Raw genomic sequence first — 3,807 nt, 5'->3', positions numbered from 1 at the left:
GGTGTTTCCTTGCGTGATGCTGACCATGAGCATGTCCGGTGCGGCCATGGGCGGCGGCGTGTCGTCGGCCATTGCCCGCGCACTCGGCGCGGGTGACCGCGACCGCGCCGAACGCCTGGCGACCCATGCGCTTCTGATCGCAATCTTCTTCGGCCTGATCTTCATGCTGGGCATGCTGGCCGGTGGCCCGCACCTTCTCGAATTGCTGGGCGGTCGCGACAAGGTGCTGGCGGAGGCGGTCGCCTACAGTCAGGTCTATTTCGGCGGCGCGATCGTGATCTGGCGCGGGCTGGCACTTGCCGGCCCGCGCTCCGTGTTGCGTGCCTTGGAAAGGCCCGAGCGCACGCTGCGGCAGCGTGTCTCCACGTCTTCTGCCGTCATGGGCCTGTCGCACGAAGATGATCGGCTTCTTCCAAATGTGCGCGCGGGTCGCTTCCTCACAACGACCGCCGCGCGCGTGTGACGGGAGCGGCCGATGCCGGTTGGACTGTTGGAGGTCGAAGGCACGATCGATGTCGGCCAGTTCTGGCCGGAGGGCCGGTCGGACGCCGACACCACCAAGGTCGTGGTGGCCGTCGCACCGGACGCGATCCGCTTCCGCAAGAACGATACTTCGCCGTTCCAGCCGACCCACGTCTTCGACCATGCCAAGGTCAAGGGGCGAACCAACACGGCGCCGGTCAAGAACGGCAAGCTCACCATTCGCCTCCAAGGCATCGACGCGCCGGAGCTGCACTATCAGCCGTCGCCGCTGTCGGCCACCGAGAAGAAGGGCCTGCTGGATGCCAAGCGCGCGGCCTTTCACGCGCTCACGCACGCTTACCGGCAATTCCTCGGCGCGACCTCGACCAAGGCGCTGCATGATTTCCTCAGCCGTGCCGGCGAGGCGACGCTGGCGTGCCGGGTGTTCACCCATGTCGATGCGCCGAACGAGGTGTTCGACACCTATGGCAGGCTGGTCGGCGACATCGAGGTGACCGTCGCGAACCGGACGGTCGACATCAACCACTGGCTGGTCGCACAAGGATTTGCCTATCCGACCTTCTACTCCTCGATGAACGACGACGAGATCAAGGCCTTTCTCGCGCTCGCCAAGACCGCGCGAACCAAGAAGCTGCCGGTCTGGAAGCATCTCGCCAAAACCATTCCGGCCTTCGACTTCGACCTGCGCGAGCCCAAGATAAACGAGACCGGCGTGCTCGCGACCGACATGGGCCCGGTGATCCTGCCAAAGCTCTACCGCCGCTACACCAACTGGTCGGCGCGCAAGAAGGCGAAGGTGACGAGCCAGAACTTCCAGAAATTCCTGGGCGACGGCTCCGGCGGCAAGCCCGACACCTGCTACGAGATCGGCGACTTCCTGGCGAACGGAGTGCACTCGGCAACGCCAAGGAATTTTGCCGATTTCGTCGAAGGCGGGAAGACGATCAAGTTTCAGCCGGACGGGCTGGTGTTCGGCGAAGCGCCGTCGAGCTTGGTCGGGGCGGATGGCCAGGCGATTACGGGGTTCTGACAAGGCGCCGCCCGCAGCTCCAAATTACGCGATGCTTTCGACGGCCATAGGCATATTCATCGTCGAGCGAGCCGGTGGGAACCTTCTTCATGGGGACGGTTGGACCCAAGAGCCTGGCGTACGATCCAAGGCGCGACATGAAAAAGAGCAGCCTTTGTTCGAACACGCATGCGCGGTAGGACCCCGCTGAGCGGCCTCACACGGCCGGGGTGGGGCTAAGATCGGGCAATCGACAGGCTCGCTATGGACACAAGCAATTTTATCCGCTTGGCTATTCAATAATGACGAAACGATTTCTGACGGGCGCCTTGCCGTTTTACGCGCTGGCCGGGTTGGCCACGTGCCTGTACCTGTTCCTCTATAAGACGAACATCCTGGACTTGAACGCGATCGTCCTCGACGCGGCCGGTTCGTCATGGTTTCCGGTTTTCATATTCGTTTGTGTGCTGCTGGAGTCGATCTTCCCGTACTTTGGCTACTTTCCCGGCACCGCGCTGATTTTGATGTCGGTCGCGCTAAATCCCAAGCCTGCGGATGCCTTCGTTTTCATTCTGGCATGGCTGGCCATTATCGTGGGCGCCGTTCTGAGCTATGGACAGGCTCGTTTTTTCAGGCCGCTCTTGAAACGAGTTGCCTCAAGAGCCGCAATGAACAAGTGCGAATCATTCCTCGACGCTTACGGACCTTACGCGCGGATCGCCTTGTTTGTTCACCCGAACGCTTGCGCGATGTACTTCACGGCGCTCGGACTTCTCAACCGCAACCTGGCCGGTGAATTCCTGCATCTCTGCATGGGGGCCGCGGTCTCGGTAGGCATTTTATTCGTCGTTGTGACCAGGCTGTTGTCGTCCGTCGGCAGCACCGATGACGGGGAACTGCAGCTGCTGCTGGCGGCAGGGCTTGTCGCTATCGGGACTGTCGTTGGTCTTTACGCGGCATTGCGCCGGGACGAGACCGCATAGGCGGACTCACAAACAAAAATGGCCCGCGTCGAGCGGGCCATTTTCGTATCGGAAGCAGTGAAGTCCGGTTGCGGGGATACACCACCACCGACCGTGCCGGAACGACGGCCTTCGGCGCCGTCGGTCCGCCAGAGCACGCGCCTCGTCAGCGAAGGCCGCCGGTGACGTGAAGCGTCTCGCCCGTGACGTAGGACGCCTCGTCCGAAGCGAAGAAGGCCACCGCGGCAGCGATCTCCTCAGCCTTGCCGATGCGGCCAAGCGGGGTGACGGATTCGATCCATTTGCGCATGTCGCCCTCGTGTAGGCCGGCGGAGACGACGCCTTCGGTGGCGATCATGCCCGGATTGACGGCGTTGACGCGGATCTTGCGCGGCGCCAGCTCCTTTGCCAGCACGGCGGAGATCGCATCCACCGATGCCTTCGTCGCGGTGTAGACGGCGGTGTTCGCCGGCGCKATGGTCGATACGCCGGAACTGATGTTGATGATGCTTCCGCCCTTGGGGTTGAAGTGCCGCGACGCCTCCCCTGAGATCAGCAGGAGGCCGAGCACATTGAGGTCGAAATGCTTGTGGAAATGCTCGGGCGTGATGGCCTCGAGCGGCGCGAACTCGTAAATGCCCGCGTTGTTGACGAGGATGTCGATCGCGCCGAACGCCTTCACGGTCTCCGCGACGACGCTCTTCACGTCCTTGGCGTCGGCCAAATTGCCGTGGACGGCGACGGCTTTGCCGCCCTTGGCGATGATGGCGGCGACCACGCGGTCGGCACCTTGTTTGCTGGAGCTGTAATTGACGGCGACCGCCGCACCCTCAGCCGCAAGCCGGGCGGAGATTTCGGCGCCGATGCCTTTGGATGCGCCGGTCACGAGCGCAACTTTACCTTCGAGTCTCTTGCTCATCGCATGTCTTCCGTTGGTCGGCGGGATGCCGATATTCAATAGTTCAATACTAGTGAACTATTGAATGAGTTCAAGGGGCATGCTATATTTTTGGCATGGTGCAGTTCGTTCACCCATCGCGGGACGAGATTACACTCGCCGGGGTGCTCGGAGCCCTCGCGGATCCCATGCGGCTGCGTATCGTCAAAAGCCTGGCTGCGCAAAACGATTGCATGTCGTGCACCGAGGCGGCGCCTTGCCCTGAGATGGCGAAGTCGACCCTGTCGAACCATTTTCGCATCCTGCGGGAGGCCGGCCTGATCCGGACGTCAAAGCAAGGCGTCCAGCACCGCAATGTCCTGCGCGAGGAGGACATCAACGCGCGGTTTCCGAAACTGCTCAAGATGATCCTGAGCTTTCCGGACTGAGGGCGTTCGCTCACGACAGATTTTGGG

General features: G+C 62.1%; 4 protein-coding genes and 1 pseudogene. 4 read left to right on the top strand and 1 reads right to left on the bottom strand.

The genetic code is table 11. From position 1 onward, the window contains the following. From ACXJL8_RS36155 to ACXJL8_RS36145, 3 genes and pseudogenes are all read left to right on the top strand, one after another. Nucleotides 1-304: pseudogene (locus ACXJL8_RS36155) on the top strand (MATE family efflux transporter); the annotation flags it as partial. Nucleotides 305-475: 171 nt separating this feature from the next. Beyond that, nucleotides 476-1,513: a thermonuclease family protein gene (locus tag ACXJL8_RS36150; RefSeq protein WP_456686547.1), complete on the top strand. Its 1,038-nt coding sequence runs from the start codon at nt 476-478 to the stop codon at nt 1,511-1,513. Nucleotides 1,514-1,794: 281 nt separating this feature from the next. After that, nucleotides 1,795-2,475 (top strand): hypothetical protein, encoded by a 681-nt coding sequence (locus ACXJL8_RS36145; protein WP_456624369.1) that lies wholly within the window; start codon nt 1,795-1,797, stop codon nt 2,473-2,475. 145 nt (nt 2,476-2,620) lie between these two features. Here ACXJL8_RS36145 and ACXJL8_RS36140 read toward each other — a convergent pair whose 3' ends face one another. Continuing rightward, nucleotides 2,621-3,373: an SDR family NAD(P)-dependent oxidoreductase gene (locus ACXJL8_RS36140; RefSeq protein WP_456686546.1), complete on the bottom strand. Its 753-nt coding sequence runs from the start codon at nt 3,371-3,373 to the stop codon at nt 2,621-2,623. Nucleotides 3,374-3,468: 95 nt separating this feature from the next. On the opposite strand from ACXJL8_RS36140, the gene ACXJL8_RS36135 reads away from it, so the two are divergent. Next, nucleotides 3,469-3,780 (top strand): ArsR/SmtB family transcription factor, encoded by a 312-nt coding sequence (locus tag ACXJL8_RS36135; RefSeq protein ID WP_456624367.1) that lies wholly within the window; start codon nt 3,469-3,471, stop codon nt 3,778-3,780. The last annotated feature ends 27 nt before the right edge of the window (nt 3,781-3,807 follow it).

The sequence above is a fragment of the Bradyrhizobium sp. P5_C11_2 genome (assembly GCF_054049755.1).
The sequence above is the reverse complement of the archived record's forward strand: the minus strand, read 5'-3'. Positions and strand labels throughout refer to the sequence as shown.

Bases quoted from the DNA above. Each gene is read 5' to 3' on its own strand.
- ACXJL8_RS36135 (WP_456624367.1), top strand. From the start codon at position 3,469: ATGGTGCAGTTCGTTCACCCATCGCGGGACGAGATTACACTCGCCGGG.
- ACXJL8_RS36150 (WP_456686547.1), top strand. From the start codon at position 476: ATGCCGGTTGGACTGTTGGAGGTCGAAGGCACGATCGATGTCGGCCAG.
- ACXJL8_RS36145 (WP_456624369.1), top strand. From the start codon at position 1,795: ATGACGAAACGATTTCTGACGGGCGCCTTGCCGTTTTACGCGCTGGCC.